This is a genomic window from Enterococcus sp. DIV1067f (genome assembly GCF_050543505.1).
Lineage (GTDB): Bacteria > Bacillota > Bacilli > Lactobacillales > Enterococcaceae > Enterococcus_D > Enterococcus_D entomosocium.
In genome coordinates this window covers 530,233-547,665 of the sequence record NZ_CP172940.1, presented here as the reverse complement: position 1 = coordinate 547,665, position 17,433 = coordinate 530,233, and the positions used below count along the sequence as shown (strand labels likewise).

Sequence of the window (17,433 nt, the reverse complement as noted above, 5' to 3'; positions counted from 1 at the left end):
CTGAATTTTATTTTCTAACTTGTAATCGCTTCTTCGATGGAATGAAAAAAAGCCGCAAGCAACACTCGATGAAAAGAGCTGCTTACGGCCAGTCTTGGTTTTTTCGTTAAAATAAATACTGCGCAGTAATCGACGATTGACAATTGATCAGTTGTTCTGGGGTTCCTTCGTACAAGATTTCACCACCGCGAATCCCACCATCAACACCGACATCGATCAGCCAATCCGCTGCTTTCATGACCTCAAGGTTGTGTTCGATCACGATCACCGTGTTGCCTTTTTCTACTAATCGTTCGATGATCGCCAAGATGCTTTTGATGTCTGCCATGTGCAATCCGGTCGTTGGTTCATCCATAATGTAGATATTGCCTTTTTTGCTTAATTCTTTTGCTAACTTCAGTCGTTGGCATTCACCGCCAGACAAGGTATTTAATGGCTGTCCGAGGGTCATGTATCCTAGACCTACAGCCAAAATCTGTTTTAGTTTTCTTTGAATCGCTTTTTCCTCAAAAAACTCCACCGCTTCCGTGATACTCATGGCAAGGACTTCATCGATCGACTTGCCTTTCAAGCGATACTGGTAGACTTCTTCTTTAAACCGTTTGCCGCCGCATGCCTGACACAAAACCTCGACGGAATCCATAAAGGACAGCTCCATCTTGATGGTCCCGTGGCCCTTACACGTTTCACAAGCACCTTCGGAATTGTAGGAAAAAAGACCTGCTGAAACCTTATTTTCTTGCGAAAACAACTTGCGAATGTCATTCATGATTCCTGAATAGGTTGCAGGATTGGAGCGAATATTTCCCGCCACCGCTGATTGATCGATCGTAATGGCTTCAGGGTATTCTTTGGCAAAAACACCATTTACCAAACTGCTCTTTCCAGAACCAGCGACACCGGTCACCACCGTAAATACCCCTAATGGCACCCGCAGTGCTGTATTTTTCAAGTTATGCAGCGTCGATTTTTTCGTTTCGATAAACTGTTGGCTTCTGCGAGGGGCTTCTTTGAAATCCACCATCTGTCCAAAGGCTTTTCCAGTCAGTGTATCTGAGCGCAGCAATCCTTCAAAGGTTCCTTCGTAAGTAATATAGCCGCCATTTTTTCCAGTTTTAGGACCAACATCGATAATGTGATCGGCTGCTTTAATGACATCTGGGTCATGCTCCACTACGATGACGGTGTTCCCTTTGTCCCGTAGTTTGACTAACAATTCATTCAATCGATGGACATCCCTTGGATGCAGCCCAATACTCGGTTCATCAAAAATGTAGATCACATCGTTCAAGCTAGAAGACAAGTGTTTGACCATTTTTACCCGCTGACTTTCCCCACCAGAAAGCGTCGTTGTTTCACGGTCTAAGGAAACATAATCCAACCCGATATTGATCAGATCAGTGATTCTCGCTTGGATGTTTTGAAGCAGGGGTTGGACACTCTCCTCCGAGATTTCTTGAAGAACCGTCAATAGTTCATCCACTTGCATCGCCAAAACGTCCGCAATCGAATAGCCCGCGATTTTACACGCGAGTACTTGTGGATTGAATCGTTTTCCCTGACAGTCAGGACACTTCTGCTCATTCATGAAAGAAGCGATTTTCTTCTGCGTAGCAGCGGAGCTTTCATTGCCACCTTTGATATTGGAGCGATTAAAACGAGCGACTAAGCCTTCATAGGTGGAACTCATGCCTTCCATATACAAGGAATCGATTTTTTCTCCTTGGGCATACAAAAAGCGGTTCATTTCCTCTTCGCTATATTCTTCCAACGGCTTGTCATTGTCAAAAAAGCCCGTATTGGTGAAGGACTTCAGTAGCCAAGAGCCGACTTTGTAGCCAGGAAGCAGGATCGCCCCTTCATTCAAGGACTTTTCAAGATCCAGTGCCTTTTCTAAATCTAACCCGACGATCCGCCCAATCCCTTCGCAAGTGGGACACATCCCATGAGGGTCATTGAAGGAAAAATTCCATGCAGGACCTAAATACGGTTGACCAAGACGAGAAAAAAGCAAGCGGATCAAGGGGTTGATATCCGTGATCGTCCCTAATGTAGAGCGGGAATTGCCGCCTAAACGGCTTTGATCAACTACTACCGCCATCGAAAGATTGTCGATGGCATCCGCATCGGGCTGGCTGTATTTTGGCAAAAAGTTGCGGACAAATTTCGAAAAGTTCTCATTCAGCTGTCGACCAGCTTCTTGTGCGATCGTGTCAAAGACGATCGATGACTTGCCAGAACCAGAGACACCCGTGAAAATCGTGATTTTTCTTTTGGGAATCTTCAAGTCAAAGCCCTTCAAATTGTTCTGCCTGGCGTTGTGGATCGTAATGTATTCCTGCATGCTATACCCTCCCAGATTCTATTGAATTTTTTCAGTGAGCGACCATTATAGCACAAACATTCTCGCTGTTTCTCGGAATTTTGCAAAAAAACTATGTTTATTTTATGTTTTGTTCTCAATGTTGGAATAGCAAGGATAGAGGGCTTATGCAATTTTTCAATAACTGTTGCATAGGAAGGAATTTAGAGTGCGAACGAAGTTAGAAGATAGAGCGAAGAAGGAGTATTTTGAATGACCTTAAATTGCTAAAAGGTAAAAAACAGTCCATTTCCCCTTGCTTGCAAAGTGAAATGGACTGTTTTCATGAAATAACCTTTAATCGTTTGAAGCCGAATGTTAGAGATCGGCCAGATCAGCCAGATCAGCTCAATACAGTTGACGGAAACATTTTGATCAATGTCACCGTTTCTTCTGCCCCATAATCCCCTTCGGCATATAAAGCAAGATACTCTTCCAACAAATAGTCAGCAAGGTCTTGGGTAGATTGCGTAAAACCAGCCTTTTCGTAAGATCTGACTGCAGGGATATTTTTTCTCGACGGCCGCATCATCAATTTTTGAATGCCGAATGTTTCATGTAAATGATCACCGAGGGTGACGATCGCATCGGTACCAAATCCTTTGCCGCAATGAGCTTCTCGATTCAACCAGATATCCAATTCTGCTATGCCGTCTTTTAGATGAAACGACGAGTAACTAATAAAGCCAATCGGTTCACCTGCATGTAGAATCAAAAAGCCTCTGCCATCTTGCGGTTGGGCACCAGTAAAGTAATACTCTTGATAGTCCTCAAAAAACTCTGCTTCAGTGGCGATCGGTGCATTAGGATAAGAAGGTGGTCCGGAATGATATTTTGTGGTTTCAGAGTGAAAACACCATTGATAGACCGCTTCTTTATCTTTGATTTCCGCAGGGGTTAAAGTGACTTTGTTGCCTGTTAGCATGTGGTGTACTCCTTTCGCTCTTCCTAATGTTCCCCCCAATTATAGCGGAGGATGTCCCTTAAAAACAAACCGCGTTTTTTCTTTACTTGAATCGAACATCGACATTGCTTAAATTTTCATTGTTGCGCCAACAATCTTCCGATTGATTCCTCTATTTTTTCATCCTCTAAAAATTAAATTCATTTTCCAAATTAAAATCAGCAGATTCTTCTAAACTGTTCGGCCAATGATGGCACCAGGAAGGAACTCTGGGCACTTCTACTCGATCCAAACTTGGTGTGTACGGTTTGATATCTATTAGTGGCGTTTGGTCGTTTGCATCAACATAAGGAATAGAAACAATTCCTTTCTTAACATCGACTGATAACACTTGAACAACACTTAATGCAATTGGATTTGGTCGAATGGGTGATCTCGTAGCAAATATCCCCATTTTTTCAGGCGCATGTTTATAGGGTTGCTCAGCATCCAAAATCATTCGATACTTTGCATCCGCAAAATCACTGAACCACCATACTAATTGAAGGTGACTAAATCCTTCAATCCCTGCCAAAGCTGGAACATATTCTTTCTTTAGCTTGAGCAAGCATCCGTCCTCATTGTTTTGAATGATTCCGATCGGTTGTAGTTTATATTCTGTCATTTTCTTTCCTCCATTTCCTCTTTGTGCTCTTAGAATAGTGCCTGACACAATGTGAGAGTCAAGAGAAAATAGAAAAAATCTGCTACTCATCGTTTTATGAGTGGTATTTGTATTTCAGTCAAATAATTGCTTTCCTCCTGCTCATTCCAAGGATCGCGATGCACGATTTGCCTGTCTGGTCCGTCCATTTGGTAATAAGGATGTTCTTGTAGCCACTCAGCCAAGGACAAATAGACGTTGGCTATGTTGGAGAATGCACCGTACACCATCGTGCACGCCATAATTGGCACTGCCTCCGTTTCGTAGATAGAAAATACTTTGGAATCTACTTGCAGGCCTGCTTTCACTTGCACACACAATTCAACATCGACATTTTTTTCTTTAAACTCTTGGTCGTGATAAATCGAAAATGATTGTCCGAAATTCTTTATTTTATGAAGCTCCATAAAAGTGGCTAGTTCTCTCCACAGTTCCTCTTCAGCAAAATAATTTGGTATGACTTTGCGAAGGGAGAGCACATGATAACTCGGGACTGCTTTCATTGTGACCTGATAATGGCGCTCTGTTCGTTCCTTCGTCAATTCTAATTTAGCTACTTCTAGTTTGATTAATTTTTGTTTTTCCGCCTCTATAGTTGCCTCAATTTCATCTTTTTTTCTTTCTAATTGTTCTGCAAGGAAGTCCTGCTCTGGGTTTTTCAGCAACACCGCAATTTCTGCTACACTAAATCCGCTATCACGTAAATAGAGTATTTTATTGAGTTCAGGCAATTGAACAGCCGAATACAGTCGATAACCAGTAAACATATCAATCCTATCGGGCTTTAATAGACCCATCTCATCATAGTAACGCAACATTCTGATACTCACTTGAGAGAGCTTTGAAAATTCACCTATCTTAAACATACGCACCTCCAATAGATTTATTATAAAAACACTTTATCCACACTTCAATGCTACTCACTATAAAAAACCGAAACAAAGAGTTCACTCTCTGTTTCGGTCTTGCTTCATTATTCAACATTCTACGAAAAATTCTTCTAACAATTCTTGCATTTCATAGGCATGTGCCGATTTGTTCCACCTATCGGTTCACTGAGACGGCCATTCGGTGATAGGTATGGCGCTTGCCTCTGATGGCGATGGATAGTTGCAAGATGTTCTCGGGATCAGCGGTCCCAGAAAAACCTGCATCTCCGATATGATGAAGGTCGCAGCCGGCACGTTTGCTAGTCAATGCCAAGGCACGGATCGTGCCTATATCTGCACCTTCTTGTGTAGTACCGATGGTGCCCATGACCAACTTCCCTTTTTGGTGGATAAAGGCTACAAGATCACTCATGCGGTGTTCACTCAGACCAGGAATCGTGCCTGCAATGGGTACAAGAATAACATCGGCTCCCGCTTGAATGAATGCAGACGCAATTTCTTCATCCAACACAGGTTCATTGACACCAGCTCCGTGCATTTTTCCAGCAATAATGATCCCAGAGAAAACGGCTCTTGCTTGTTGGATTGCCGCTGTGATTTCCTTATTTGAAACGCCAGTGGAAGGATTTCCTGTCAGACAGATAAAATCAAATCCAAGTGCTTCTGCACGAGCCATGTTTTTCTTTGTTGCCAAACGCCCCGTAGCGATAGTTGTCAACTGTTCCATCTGCTCCGCACAATCGTCGACAGGCTCAAGATTGACCCCAACAGGCCGCCCCGTTAAGCACTGCAAAAAGCGAATGGGGTCATCCGTTGTCGGTAATCCTTTGATAGCGCCGTTTTCGCAATCAAATAGATTCAGCAAAATCAAATCCGCCCCAAATGCAGCGACGAATTCAGCATTAGTGATTCCTCTAGACATCGGATCGATTTGGACATCATTTTCTGCTACGATCGTCCGACCGGCACTTCCTCGGATACTTTCCAATAGTTGGTCTTTATCAAATGATTTAAAATCAGCTGCCGTGCAATTCAATAATCGTTTTGTCTTCATTTTATGCCCCACTTTCTGAACCGAGTTCACTGGCTAATGTCCGATTATCTAGCATTTTGAAGAATGGATAATAGATGGCGATAGAAACCGTCAGATTCACCAGCTGTAAGATTGCCCCCGAAATATGTCCGCCTGTGGCTAGATAACCGCCGATGATTGGCGGCATTGACCAGGGAACCAAAACGACGGCAGGTTGGACGATCCCCATGGCAACTGTCGTATAAGAGATGACATAGCACACGACCGGCGTCAGAATATATGGGAACAAAATCAATGGATTCATGACAACAGGCAACCCAAACATGATGGGTTCATTGACATTAAAAACCGTTGATGGAAATCCGAGTTTCCCCAACTCTTTTAAATACTTACTTTTACTTCTGACTAATAGCAAGATCGCCAAGCCCAAAATCACCCCACTACCGCCAATCCAGACAAAGGTATTCATAAAGGTATAATTGATGATATGCGGAATCGTTTCACCGTTTTGAAAAGCGATCCGATTCTCATCGATCATTTGAATCCATGTCGGCTGCAGGACGCTCAAGACCAAGTCCCAACCGTGGATGCCCACTGACCAAAACAATGACGTAAACATAATGGCAAATAGACCACCTATAAAGCCTCCGCCAATGATCGATAAAGGTTGTCCCACAAGGCTGTACAGCAGATCATGAATATTCGTGTTGCCGAATGATTCCACTAATAAACGAATCACCCAGAAAAGCGAGAGGCAAAAGAATGAGGGGATCAATGCAATAAAGGAGCGACTGACCGCCGGGGGAACGTTTTCTGGCATGCGAATCACGATATTCTTTTGTACGAATAATCGGAAAATCTCCGCCGTGATCAAACTGGTGATGATTGCTACGATCAGCCCGCGGCTACCAAGATAAGACATTTGAATGCCGCCGTCTTCAATCGGAGTGACTAAAAGAAAAACCGACGCTGCCAATACACCGGCAGATAAACCGCTGACGCGGTATGTGGTTGCTAAACTATACGCAATAGCAAAGGAATTGAACAGCGCCATCACACCAAAGGTCACTTGGACGACAAAGTCTAATTTGCTGCGCCATTCCCCGCCAAAAATACTCGTAACAAATAGGTTAAAGCCTTCCCATGGAACGTTAGATAAAATAACAAAAATAGAACCGATAATAATCAAAGGCATCGTGGTGACAAGTCCATCACGGATAGCAACTAGATGCTTTTCACCGCCAATTTTCATTCCCCATGGTAGCATCTTTTCTTCCATAAATTTCTTTAACGAATCCTTCATAAGCTTCCTCCTTAAACTTAAAAGATCGCTGAAAGAGTGCGTTCAGGTATCTTTTCGAAGTGTGAATAGAAACCAAGGCTTGCCACCTTCAAGAACCTAGGATTGAAGTCCTGATCGCCAAAACGCTATTGCTATGAACACAGTAAGAACGCAAGGCATTGGATTTCTCAACTATGACTGCCTATTTTCCATGCAACTGTTCTCAACTGATCTTCACACCTTTTATTTGCCGCAAACGATCCTGCGCATGAACCGTTTCAAACGACAAAAAAGGCATTGGACAAGATTGTCCAATGCCTTTGGCATAGCAAAATAAGCGTCCAGCATCCCCCGGTTTTTGCCCAAAAACCTGCCTGAATCTACTAGAAATCGACAAGGAAATCGGGTACAATAAACACGTTGATGCCTTTGGCGATCAACTATGGCAACTTGATTGGTCAACTGTCTATAGTGAGTGACTGATCAGGGCCTCGTAAATCTGTTGGCGCAGAGATACGAGGTGCCTATTTTTTTGGTTTCTATTCGCTTACATTCTATAGAATGTCTTTGGGAAAAGCAAGCGAACATTGCAACAAAATTGCAAATAATGGTCAAAAAAATAAAAAACTATTGTGATTTGTTCGATTGAAATAGAAAATAGTGATTGCTTTGCGTATTTATAAAAAAAGGAGGACCGAATCATCCATGATTCAGCCCTCCTTTTCGCGCTAGACAAATACAAACAAAATTCCAGAACAGATCGTGCCTACCAATAGCCCACGAATACTGCCTTCCCCTTCATTGGGTAACTCAAATTTGATGATATTCACCAGCAAAGCGCCGGTGATCAAGGCTTCAATGATGACTACTAAATAGTAGGGCAATGATACAAAGAGGGAGAACGCCGCTCCCGCGAAAATACTGAAGGAAAGCACAAAACGACCATATTTGTTATAAAGGGCACCATGATGGTGATAGAGCAGCCAATCGTTCATGAGAAAGTGCAAACCAAAAGCAATAAAGTAGGTCAAAATGTAAAAACGCTCTGATAGCGTATTGGCAATCACGATATAGCCGATCATGATATTGTAGATCACATGAAAAGCGATATCCGACCAAAAAAAGGCGTTTTTGGCACTGGTGATGTCTTTCTTTTCTAACACCATAAACGTCCGCTCATCGATTTTGTAGATCACGTAACTGAAGACTAAGCCAAACAAAACGATGCCATAGACCCCATGACTATAAAAAATCCCCGAATCCCAGCCAAATTCATCGATCAACACCGTTTGAAAATACGCCAAATGGGGCAATAGATGAACGATCGCATAGGAGATCCCTACACCAGCGGCAAAGGAGCTCATGTATTGCACGTTTAGTTTTCTGGATGAGATAACATTTGAAGATAGATGGATGAAGATAAACCCTAAAGTGATCATGCAATTCACAAGATTGTTTGTTAGATACGTCATTGTTTTCTCCTTCTTACATTCCGTTTACAGCATCGTTTAATCGCAATTTTCAATAACAAAGTCTTTTTAATTAGTTATTTTTGGTTATTTTCATGAAATATTCTTGTTTACTATACAGTAAGAGGGCTTGGGGGGCAATAGGTTTTTTAGGTTTTTGGGGGAGAAATATTTTTGATAGAAAACGGCCTTCATTGTTGCCGATTTTTTACCGATGATCTTGTCTTCATTTTCGGATAGGATAATCTTGTTTTGCTCTAGCAGATACTAGGTCTAACTTCATTCTTTATCAAAAATTGCGCTTATTTGAAGTTAACTTCAAATTTCCGAAAAATTGTAACCAATTTGAAGTTATCTTCAACTTTCTCAATTATGACAGATTTTTGACGTTCGTAACCAATCGCAGATGAATTCAGAAAGCCGTTGCTGCTCCTATTCCATCAAAAAAAGAAGCAAGAACCTGCAGCGTCCTTGCTTCTTTTTGTTACAATTCATTATACTTCTTTTTCGAATCTTTACTTTCTTTCACCGGATACTTCATGTTGTTTTTTTCCAGCTTTTCTTTGATGATCTCATCAATATCAAGACCCAAATTGTCTGCCAGCATATAGGAATAAATCAGAACATCGGCAATTTCTTCTTTTAAATGTTCGAAATCTTGAGTGGCTTCTTTAGGTGTTTTCCATTGAAAAATCTCCAACAATTCGGCGGCTTCGATGGAGATAGAAATAGCTAGATCTTTTTCATTATGAAATTGTCGCCAATTGCGATCATCTCGGAATTTATTGATCCGTTCCATTGAAGAGGGTTGGTTTTGCATGGTAGGCCTGGCTCCTTTCGTTTTGTAGGGTTAAGAGTTTTTGGCGCAGATTGGGATTGATTGCATAGATGTAAAGCCCTTTGATTGCTCGTTTCATTAATACATTCAATGAATTAAGGATGATCGTTTCTTTGGCTTTCTTCGTCAATTCTTGGTTCATATCGTCACGTCCCGTAAACGCCCCTTTGTCCTCATATTTATCGATATCGATGACAAGCTGGTCGGTCTCTGGATCGTAATCAACGGAAGGGCCAATGACGACTCCTACATTGTTTAAATCAAACCCTTGGACGGTGTAGATTGAACCGACTTCACTGATTGTATCTGGTCGCTCCGCCCATGTTCGCTTCGTATCGGTCGTATTCCATGGCAGGTTGATCCCACCAGGATCTACAAGATATGAAGCTCCGTCTTTCTTATGAACATAATCGAATGTTGAGATGATCCGTGACAGACCTTCCTTTTTATCGAGAGAAAAGATTTTGTTCTTCAACGCATCATGGGTTTCCATAATCTGAAGCTCAAAAGATGCTGTCGATTCTGGAATCGGTGTTACACGTTTTTCTACGATATCATCGATCCATTGAATAATTTGTGGACTACTTTTCATTCTTAATTGATCTTTTAGCTTAAAGCGAGAAGCATTGTACCTTTTCTGAAACTGATCCAATTTGTCCTGATCCCAATAACTTTTGATTTTCAATACTTGCTTCGGATCAAAGATACAAATCGTGATTTTTGCTCGCTTGATAATCTCTTCTAGTTGGTTTTCATAGTGAAAACTGTTATAGCTGTCTTTCTTCGTTAAAAGCAAATGGGCCTCATCCACAATAACGATGTCTGGGTGCAACTTCTGATTATCTGTTTTATTAATAAAGGAAGTTGGCTTTAGCATATGATTCTTTTTTAAATTTGGCAAACTTTCTGCCATTGTATGATAGGTTTTTAACATTTCTGAATGGTTGACCAACAAATAGTTATCGGTGCCTTTTAATACAGGCTCTGACTTTGTATAGTCTTGAAGGGTGTTATAGAGAGATGCCAAAAGGACGCTCTTTCCCGTTCCAGCTTCTCCTTCGATCATCAAGACTTTTTGTGTCTCATCCTGCTGAATCGCTTGTTTACAGTACTCAATGATTTCAAGTTTTATATCTAACTGTTCTGGCGTCAGTTCTTTAAAAGGGGATAATTTATATACATCTTTGTTGCGAATCGTATCGATTGAGTGCTTCGCCAATTGACGCCTTTGCAATTCTTCCCATAACTCTTGGAAGACCACTTCATCATAATACTCTTTTTCATAATACTGATGCATCTGCACCTGTCTTGTTTGACTGACATTTTGTAACTGAAACTGCTCATCCCCAATGAAGTGATTGATCAAATTGGTTTCGATATTGTAGGTCGCTGATTGATTGAATTTTTCATGTCCAATCAGCAAGACTTCTTTAATTTCTCTGCGCTTAGAGTTATTCAAGTGCTGCTTCAATCGTTTGTTCACTTGAACCGTTTGACCAATGTACGCAACAGGCCTTTTCTTTTCATTTCGGTTGTAGAGTATGTAAACGACTGGGTACTGATCGATATAAGCCGTCGTTATGCTAGATAGCTCACCTTTCTTGAAATGATGATCTTCTATGATTAGTTGGTTGGTCATATTTTAGAGTCTCCGTTTAGTGTCTATTCCATTAAGTTTATTTATTTTAGTATATCATTGCATATTTTGCTCTTAAAGCATTAAAGACAAAATTGGTAATTTTTTGTTTTAGCAAAATAACCATTATCTAAAAAAATCGCTGTTGATTAATCTACTAATTTCGTCCAACGTGCATACTTTGCTAATGATTTAATAGACTAACTTATTATCCTGAAACTCTTTTCAAACGAATCCTCTCTAAGACGTTCTAAAATAAATAGCTGAAAATCCCATTTGACAATTCATTAAACATCCTCTGTTTAGGATATTTATAAATTGTTTAGTAAATTAAAAGAATTTATTTTTCAATATTAATATAAATAAATATTTTATAATTTTAATTTAACCAAATCATTCAATATGAGATAATCATTTACGAAAGGATGATTTGATGAACTATACAGTTACCAGCCTAAGACATCTGCGGATCGCTCAAATTTCTTTGTTAACATACTATATTTATTTAGCCTTCCATGACAATATTTTCAAAGCAATTCCATTACTGTTTATCAGTGGTATTTTAGATTCCGTATATCCGCCAGACTACGCAAACCAGTCATTTTGGTTCCCCTATAAAAAGAAAACGATATTTTTAAAAGACAACAATTTATTTCTGGAAGGAGCATTAGAAATCTTAATCATAATTGTTCTTGGTATTTTCCTATCTCTTGTTTTTTAAAGGAACAACTTGTGATTGCTGGTTCCCTTTTACCCAACGACTGAATCATTTTTCTATTGCTCACTACTATTTTATCCATTTGTCTATTAAAATGGATTTACCAAATGAATAACGAATCCTTGACTGTTGAGATAACGCTAGTATTTAATCGAAAGGAAAGGTGATTTTTTATGAAAAGAATTTGTTTTGTCTTAGTGTTGAGCAACGGATTATCTTACACACCATTAACTCCTTGTGTTCTTTATCAAAGAGACACAAGCCTCAAAGACTATTTTTCACCGTTTTACGATGTTTCAATCAATTATCTGAGAGATAAAGATACTGTTGATTACTTGGTTCTTCCTGAGCCATTCGCTCCTTTTGATAATGAAAATAACCTCCCCATCATAAAAGTTCCTTCTAAATTTTTTCTGACTAAAGATTTTGAAAAAATTAAGGCGTACATTGATGACTATTTTAAAGAAAACGTGGATAAGTAATACTAATCTTCGATCGTTTTAAGCTCTTACTGATTGATACCGTTATCAATCAGTTTTTTCGTCGGATTGTCAACTTATTTTGGGACGAGAAAACAGTCCGAATATTCTAAATTTATTCTTTTGCGATAAAATTATTCCAATATAGATAATAAGGTAATATTTATTTGGTAGCTCTCAATTATTCTTATACTTAGCTGAGGGCATCACTTGCTTGACCAAAAAATTCAATGATCGAATACGGGCTAACGGTTTTAATTTAACTTAAAGGGGTTTTAGTTTTGACAGACGAAAGATGGTTCCAAATAAGAAAAAGACGAAAGATAGAATTATATGTTTGTCTTTTAGTCGTTTTCCCAATGGTCTATGGGCTATGGTTCAACATAGTTTTTCTTGTACAATATACTGCACTACTTTTTTGTATCGCAGTTTTAACAGCAATTTATGAACTCGGAAAACTATTAATTGATAAAACTCTAAGAAAAAGGTAGTAATGTTCAATCTATATTTTGTAGGTTGGACATTACTACCTTTTTCTTGAAGGAATTTAATAACAATAAGCCTAAAGAAGATACAAAAAGGAGCACTCCTTAGAGTACTCCTTTTTCATTATTTTATGGAAAACAGTAACATACTAATCAAGTCAATGAAGCTTTGAATGTAATAGTGTACCCCTATTACCCCACAGACCCTTCCATCTCATAACTAATCAACCGGTTCAATTCGACTGCGTATTCCATCGGTAATTCTTTGGTGAATGGTTCGACGAATCCCATAACGATCATTTCGGTTGCTTCGCTTTCGGAGAGGCCGCGGCTCATTAGGTAGTATAGTTGTTCTTCTGAGATTTTGGAGACTTTGGCTTCGTGTTCTAGGGACACTTGGCTGTTGTGGATCTCATTGAATGGGATGGTATCAGATTTCGATAGGTCATCCATGATGATGGTGTCACACTCGATATGGGAGATAGAGCCTGCGCTCTTCTTGCCGAAGGTGACTTGTCCACGGTAGTTTACTGCACCGCCGTCTTTAGAAATTGATTTTGAGACGATGGAGCTGGAGGTGTTTGGTGCATTGTGGATCATTTTTGCACCGGTATCTTGGATTTGGTTGGCACCTGCAAAGGCAATGGAAAGCATCGTGCCTCGTGCGCCTTTGCCATCAAGATACACACTTGGGTATTTCATGGTTGTTTTGGCACCTAGGTTGCCATCGATCCATTCAACGGTAGCACCTTCTAAGGCTTTGGCCCGTTTGGTTACTAGGTTGTAGACGTTGTCTGACCAGTTTTGAATGGTGGTGTAGCGGCAGTAAGCGTCTTTTAGGGTGAAAATTTCAACGATAGCTGCATGCAAACTATTGCTTGAGTAGGTTGGGGCGGTACAGCCTTCAACGTAATGGACGCTGGCGCCTTCGTCAACGATGATCAATGTTCGTTCAAACTGACCGGTATTTTCGGCATTGATCCGGAAATAGGTTTGTAATGGCACATCGACACGAACGCCTTTTGGTACATAGATAAAGGTACCACCTGACCAAACGGCTGAGTTTAAAGCAGCAAGCTTGTTATCGGTTGGTGGGACTAATTTTGAAAAGTATTGTTTGAACAGCTCAGGGTATTCCTTCAAGGCTGAATCGGTATCGGTAAAGACGATGCCAAGTTTTTCAAACTCTTCTTTCATGTTGTGGTAAACGACTTCTGATTCGTATTGGGCAGAAGCGCCAGCCAGGTATGCCCGCTCGGCTTCTGGAATACCAATGCGCTCAAAGGTCTCTTTGATTTTTTCTGGTACGTCATCCCAATCACGGGCAGGACGATCACTTGGTTTTTGGTAATATTTGATGGCATCAAAATCGATGTCAGACAGGTCTGGGCCCCAGTTTTGCATGGGCATCTTGTTGAAGGCTTCAAGAGACTTCAAGCGGAACTCAAGCATCCATTCTGGCTCTTGCTTGACCCGTGAGATTTCACGGACGATGTCTTCGGTCAATCCTTCGCCGGTACTAAAAACAGGCTGCACGTCATCGTGGAAGCCAAATTTATATTCTTCTAATTCGGGTACACCCATGGTTCTCACTCCTTTTGTAGTGTGGTTGTCTATTCGCTGGTTTCTTCAGTGTCAGATTCATTGGCGTGGCTGTGACTGACAGATGCTTGTGTACTGTCGGCAGCAATGGCTTTTTCTAATGCTTTCCAAGCTAAGGTCGCACACTTGATGCGTGCAGGAAACTTCGCCACACCCCCAAGCATGGAAGCATCGCCTAAACGATCGCTTTGGGGAATGTCATTTCCTTGGACGAGCTCAGAAAACAAGCCTGAAAGTTCACCAGCTTCTGCTAGTGTCTTACCGATAATCGCATCCCCCATCATGGATGCACTGGCGGTACTGATGGAACAGCCTTCGCCAGTAAACGCGATGTCTTTGATGGTGTCTCCTTCGACAGCGAGCTCCAAGTGGATCACGTCGCCACAGGTAGGGTTATTCAATTCGACTTTGTACGTTGAATCATCCAAGGTGCCCCGATGATGTGGGTGGCTGGAATGATCCAGAATGACTTGTCGATACAAATTATCTAATTTCGTTAGTGCCATGTTGGAAAAACTCCTTCGTCAGCTTGATGGCGTCAACCAGTCGATCGGCGTCCTCTCTTGTATTATACAGGTAAAAGCTGGCCCGTGCAGTCGCTGGGACTTGCAAATAGGTCAAGAGGGGTTGGGCACAATGATGACCTGCCCGTACCGCGATGCCTTCCATGTCTAAAGCGGTGGCAACATCATGAGGATGGATGCCTGCTAGATTAAAGGCGATCACTCCCGTGCGTTTTGCTGCTTCTTGGGGACCATAGATGGTCAAACCTTCAATGGCTTGCAGTTTGGGCAAAACGTAGGCAGCTAAGTCTGCTTCATGGGCGTGGATGTTTTCTAAGCCGATTTCTGTTAAGTAATCGACCGCTGCACCTAAGCCGATCGCGCCGGCAATATTTGGTGTGCCCGCTTCAAATTTCCACGGCAGTTCTTTCCACGTGCTTTCTTGCAGATGGACAAAATCGATCATTTCACCGCCAAATTCGACGGGCTCCATTTGATCCAGCCATTGCCGTTTGCCGTATAAGACACCGATGCCAGTTGGTCCGCACATTTTATGGCCAGAAAAGGCATAGAAATCACAATCCAGTGCTTGGACATCAACTGCCATATGTGGAACAGCCTGAGCACCATCCACCACCATGACGGCTTGGTGCTGATGCGCCAATTTGGTTAGCTCTGCAATCGGATTGATCACGCCTAAAACATTGGAAACGTGCGCGATCGAAACGATGGCGGTTTTGTCTGTGATCTGTTTCTTGGCATCTTCCATGTCCAAGGTGCCTTCTGGTGTCAACTGGATATATTTCAAGGTAGCTTTTTTCCGAGCAGCTAATTGCTGCCAAGGGATGATATTGGAGTGATGTTCCATATAAGAAATCACGATTTCATCGCCTTCATTGACAAAACGGTCGCCGTAGCTGCGGGAGACCCAATTTAAACCAGTGGTCGTCCCTCGAGTAAACAGCACTTCCGCCGTCTCACTCGCATGGATAAAACGGCGAACCTTTTCTCGTGCGCCTTCATAGGAATGGGTCGCCCGTTCTGCGAGGGTATGAACCCCACGATGAACGTTGGCATTGTCTTGATGGTAATAATCGGTGATTGCCTGTAGCACCGCCTCTGGTTTTTGCGTAGTGGCGGCATTGTCGAGGTAGATCAATGGTTCGTCATTTACGAGCTGATCCAAGATGGGAAACGCTTGTTTCACTTTTTGGGCATCGATCATGCGAGCAACTTCCCTTCGATAACGGCAACCAATTCTTGTTGCACTTCTTTGACTGGGATCGCGGTCAAGACGGATCCTAAGAAACCACGAATCACCAAACGTTCCGCTTCTTCTTTGCGCAACCCACGACTCATCAAGTAGTACATTTCTTCTGGATCGACCCGTCCCACACTGGCTGCGTGTCCGGCTGTTACTTCGTGCTCATCGATCAAAAGGATTGGGTTAGCATCGCCACGGGCTTGGTCTGAAAGCATTAGGACACGGCTTTCTTGTTGCGCGTCCGCCCCTTTGGCTCCTTTTAAAATGTGTCCGATACCGTTAAAGGTTAAGACGCCGCGTTCTCTGATAACGCCGTGTTGCAGGATATGACCAATGGAATGCGGTGCTTTGTTGGTTACGCGGGTATCGATTCCTTGTGTTTGGCGTCCAGCACTGATTGCGACCGCTTTGACTTCCGAATGCGCGCCTTCGCCTACAAGATCAGAATCAAAGTCTGCCACGACGTCGCCGTCATTCATGACTCCGATCGCCCAATCTACCATCGCATCTCGTAATACGTAGCCGCGACGATTCATGTACGTAGTAATGTTGACACCTAACTGATCAATCGCAGAGAATTTGACCTTCGCGCCTGCTTTGGCAATTACTTCCACTACGATATTGCCTGACAGTTTTTTCGCTTGGTCGCCTTTGGTTTGGAAACGTTCCAAGTAGCTGAACTCACTGTGTTCATCGGCAACGATCAAAATGTGTTTGAAGAAATGCGCTTGGCTATTGCCATTGTGGTAGAAAATCGCTTCAAGGGGTTCTTCGATCACCACGTTTTTTGGTACATACAAGAACATGCCGCTATTCATAAACGCCGCATGTGCTGCGGTCATTTTGTCTTCGTCCATTGGCACTGCTTTGGTCATATAGTATTGATTAACCAACTCTGGTACTTCTTTCATTGCTGTAAACAAGTCGGTAAAGATCACGCCTTTGTCGATCAACTCTTGCGGTAATTGCTCAAAGATCGTGGTGCCATCGAACTGAACGAGGGTCGGATGGTTATCCATCGCGTCAAAGGCAGGAACTGCGCCTGCCACTTCTTCTTCTGACAAAGCGTACTCACCAGCAAGTGCTTGTTCGTCGATATTGAACAATGGCCAACGCTCGTAACGCACCCGCTCGATTTTTGGAAACGCAAGTTCATCCACTTTCGCAAGGGCTGCTTGGCGTAATTCCAACATCCATTCAGGCTCTTCTTTTAACGCTGAAAAAACGTTGACTTGTTCAAGATAATCCTGTAATTTTGCCATTTA

At 42.0% G+C, this 17,433-nt stretch carries 14 protein-coding genes; 1 reads left to right on the top strand and 13 read right to left on the bottom strand.

The genetic code is table 11. The annotated features are described in order from the left end of the window. Positions 1–106: 106 nt before the first annotated feature. The 9 genes from IGJ42_RS02535 to IGJ42_RS02495 all read right to left on the bottom strand — a co-directional run bounded on the left by IGJ42_RS02535 (position 107) and on the right by IGJ42_RS02495 (position 11,120). On the bottom strand, positions 107–2,344 hold the full coding sequence (locus IGJ42_RS02535) for an ATP-binding cassette domain-containing protein (RefSeq protein ID WP_429961059.1): 2,238 nt from the start codon (positions 2,342–2,344) through the stop codon (positions 107–109). Between the two features lie 361 nt (positions 2,345–2,705). Beyond that, positions 2,706–3,287, bottom strand: a complete 582-nt coding sequence (locus IGJ42_RS02530) for a GNAT family N-acetyltransferase (protein WP_429961058.1) — start codon at positions 3,285–3,287, stop codon at positions 2,706–2,708. Positions 3,288–3,453: 166 nt separating this feature from the next. Next, positions 3,454–3,930, bottom strand: coding sequence for an SAM-dependent methyltransferase (locus IGJ42_RS02525; RefSeq protein ID WP_430615892.1), 477 nt, complete (start codon positions 3,928–3,930; stop codon positions 3,454–3,456). Positions 3,931–4,016: 86 nt separating this feature from the next. Continuing rightward, complete coding sequence (locus IGJ42_RS02520; protein ID WP_429961056.1) at positions 4,017–4,835, bottom strand: MerR family transcriptional regulator; 819 nt, start codon at positions 4,833–4,835, stop codon at positions 4,017–4,019. Positions 4,836–5,013: 178 nt separating this feature from the next. Continuing rightward, positions 5,014–5,913, bottom strand: a complete 900-nt coding sequence (locus IGJ42_RS02515; RefSeq protein ID WP_429961055.1) for a haloacid dehalogenase-like hydrolase — start codon at positions 5,911–5,913, stop codon at positions 5,014–5,016. A 1-nt stretch (position 5,914) separates the two neighbouring features. After that, positions 5,915–7,195 (bottom strand): PTS cellobiose transporter subunit IIC, encoded by a 1,281-nt coding sequence (celB, locus tag IGJ42_RS02510; protein ID WP_429961054.1) that lies wholly within the window; start codon positions 7,193–7,195, stop codon positions 5,915–5,917. A gap of 707 nt (positions 7,196–7,902) precedes the next feature. Beyond that, a complete protein-coding gene (locus IGJ42_RS02505; RefSeq protein WP_005227479.1) occupies positions 7,903–8,646 on the bottom strand; it encodes a hypothetical protein in 744 nt (247 codons plus the stop codon). A gap of 481 nt (positions 8,647–9,127) precedes the next feature. Further along, entirely contained in the window at positions 9,128–9,463 is a 336-nt protein-coding gene (locus tag IGJ42_RS02500; RefSeq protein WP_034857870.1) for a nucleotide pyrophosphohydrolase, read from the bottom strand. Continuing rightward, positions 9,426–11,120 carry a DUF2075 domain-containing protein gene (locus tag IGJ42_RS02495; protein WP_087664882.1) on the bottom strand — a complete coding sequence of 565 codons (1,695 nt, stop codon included), beginning with the start codon at positions 11,118–11,120 and terminating at the stop codon, positions 9,426–9,428. Before IGJ42_RS02495 ends, IGJ42_RS02500 begins: the two co-directional genes overlap by 38 nt. Positions 11,121–12,008: 888 nt before the next feature. Here IGJ42_RS02495 and IGJ42_RS02490 point away from each other — a divergent pair. Then, the gene (locus tag IGJ42_RS02490) at positions 12,009–12,317 is read left to right on the top strand and encodes a hypothetical protein (RefSeq protein WP_429947032.1); all 309 of its coding nucleotides are present in this window, start codon (positions 12,009–12,011) and stop codon (positions 12,315–12,317) included. A gap of 674 nt (positions 12,318–12,991) precedes the next feature. On the opposite strand, the gene sufB is transcribed toward IGJ42_RS02490, so the two are convergent. From sufB to sufD, 4 genes are read right to left on the bottom strand one after another with little or no spacing between them, the layout of a single operon-like run. After that, on the bottom strand, positions 12,992–14,383 hold the full coding sequence (gene sufB / locus IGJ42_RS02485; protein ID WP_005232103.1) for a Fe-S cluster assembly protein SufB: 1,392 nt from the start codon (positions 14,381–14,383) through the stop codon (positions 12,992–12,994). Positions 14,384–14,412: 29 nt separating this feature from the next. After that, positions 14,413–14,907 (bottom strand): Fe-S cluster assembly sulfur transfer protein SufU, encoded by a 495-nt coding sequence (gene sufU, locus IGJ42_RS02480; RefSeq protein ID WP_005232105.1) that lies wholly within the window; start codon positions 14,905–14,907, stop codon positions 14,413–14,415. Next, a complete protein-coding gene (locus tag IGJ42_RS02475; RefSeq protein WP_061053721.1) occupies positions 14,885–16,129 on the bottom strand; it encodes a cysteine desulfurase in 1,245 nt (414 codons plus the stop codon). Before IGJ42_RS02475 ends, sufU begins: the two co-directional genes overlap by 23 nt. Further along, a complete protein-coding gene (gene sufD, locus IGJ42_RS02470) occupies positions 16,126–17,430 on the bottom strand; it encodes a Fe-S cluster assembly protein SufD (RefSeq protein WP_087664855.1) in 1,305 nt (434 codons plus the stop codon). Before sufD ends, IGJ42_RS02475 begins: the two co-directional genes overlap by 4 nt. Positions 17,431–17,433: the final 3 nt, after the last annotated feature.